The organism is Bacillus timonensis, assembly GCF_000285535.1.
Lineage (GTDB): Bacteria > Bacillota > Bacilli > Bacillales > Bacillaceae_L > Ferdinandcohnia > Ferdinandcohnia timonensis.
The window spans coordinates 1-1,773 of the sequence record NZ_CAET01000088.1 but is presented as its reverse complement, the minus strand read 5'-3'; the positions used below and the strand labels follow the sequence as shown (position 1 = coordinate 1,773).

Annotated in this window: 2 protein-coding genes; both read left to right on the top strand. The window is 35.7% G+C overall.

The genetic code is table 11. The features are described 5' to 3' along the window. The first annotated feature begins 82 nt into the window (after window positions 1-82). Window positions 83-1,090, top strand: coding sequence for an IS1595 family transposase (locus tag BTHG_RS23765; RefSeq protein ID WP_010280103.1), 1,008 nt, complete (start codon window positions 83-85; stop codon window positions 1,088-1,090). Between the two features lie 135 nt (window positions 1,091-1,225). Next, window positions 1,226-1,636 (top strand): GNAT family N-acetyltransferase, encoded by a 411-nt coding sequence (locus tag BTHG_RS23760; protein WP_010280101.1) that lies wholly within the window; start codon window positions 1,226-1,228, stop codon window positions 1,634-1,636. Window positions 1,637-1,773: the final 137 nt, after the last annotated feature.

Here is a 1,773-nt window from a genome sequence, read left to right as displayed (position 1 = left end):
AGGCTGTTTTCGTATAGATTGTTGCTTTCTTGACCATCTTAGTAGAAGGTTGATATAATACGGTCTCAGGAGGCATTCAACTATGTGGATAGACATCTATAAAGAGTTCAGCGAACTAACAGCATCAGAAAAATTAAAGCTATTTAATGCAATGAAGGAAGATTTATTTCCAGACGAACCTAATAAAATATCCGAGTTACTAAACAGCATTCGTGAATCACGTTTTGCATCTGGATTAGGTTGTGTTCATTGCGGTAGCACATCAGTCAAACGAAATGGCAAATATCGTTCAAGACAACGCTATCTGTGCAACGATTGTGGAAAGTCTTTTAATGATATGACTAATACACCGTTTTCAGGTTCTCGTTATCCTGAGAAGTGGTTAAAATATATCGAAATGATGGTCGAAGGATATACACTTCCAAAAATCGCTGAACGATTAGAGATTCACCTATCTACTGCATTTTATTGGAGACATAAAATCTTGAATGCATTAGGAAGCAACGGTTTTAACCAATTACAAGGTATCGTTGAAAGTGACGAGACATTCTTTCGTGAGTCAATGAAAGGTCGGGAAATTACTCATAGAAAGGCAAAGAAACGTGGGGAAAAAGATGAAAAAAGAGGGATTTCAAAACTCAAAATTGCCGTTGTAGTAGCACAAGACAGGAACGGAAGCGTAGTTGCTCGTAAAGCAGGAACAGGTCGTGTGAAGGCAGAAGAAATCGATGCTGTGATTGGTGAATACATTCACCCGTCTGCTTTGCTATGCACTGATACAGCTACTAACTACAAGAAGTTTGCTAAAAAGAAGAAACTACAACACGAAACGGTGAATGAACGCCAAAAAGAGCGAGTGAAGAAAGGGATATATCATATACAACACGTTAATAACTTTCACCATCGTTTAAAAGATTGGATGGAACGATTCCAAGGTGTTGCGACTAAATACTTAGACAACTACCTTTACTGGTTCCGTTGGCTTGAATTAGGTAAGAGTTTAGCATTTGAAAAACGAGTAGAGCAAATGCTTATTTCATCTTGTCGAAATTCTGTTGTTACAACTGTTGAAATGATAAGAAGAACATAAAAAGGCTCAGTTATTGTAACGGGTTCTGTTTTGAGGTACAAACTCAAAATAGACGGATTAAAGAACTTCGTTAATTGAAGAAGGAATTCAGGAAAATTTGTAGAATTAGATATATTTACTCAAAGGAGGAAGCAAATGGAAACTATTGCCCAGATTTCTTATAAAGTAAATGAATCAATAAAAGCCGAAGAACTCTCAAATGTATTCAGAACGTCAGGAATTAAAAGACCTTCTGATGATTTGAAGCGACTTCAACGAATGATTGAACATTCTAATGTTCTGATTACCGCTTGGGATAATGACCAACTAATTGGTGTTGCCAGGGCTATTACCGATTATTGTTATTGTTGTTATCTATCGGATTTAGCTGTAAATAAGAATTATCAACATAAAGGCATAGGTAAAGAACTGGTTAGATTACTACAAGGACATATTGGTGAAGAAGTTGCCTTACTTCTACTGTCGTCGCCTATTGCGATGGAATACTATCCTAAAATTGGTTTTGAAAAAATAGAAAATGGCTTCAAAATTCCCAGAAAAAAATAGAAACCTTGGAGTGGCATTTAAGTCACTTCTTTTTTTATCCCTTATTGTGTTAACCTGTTTAATTTGTTTAGTGCATTTTTTCACGAATACTATTTTCGTTACATTTTAAAAAGCAACAATCTTTTAGAAAACAGCCT

Bases quoted from the DNA above. Each gene is read 5' to 3' on its own strand.
- BTHG_RS23765 (WP_010280103.1), top strand. From the start codon at position 83: ATGTGGATAGACATCTATAAAGAGTTCAGCGAACTAACAGCATCAGAA.
- BTHG_RS23760 (WP_010280101.1), top strand. From the start codon at position 1,226: ATGGAAACTATTGCCCAGATTTCTTATAAAGTAAATGAATCAATAAAA.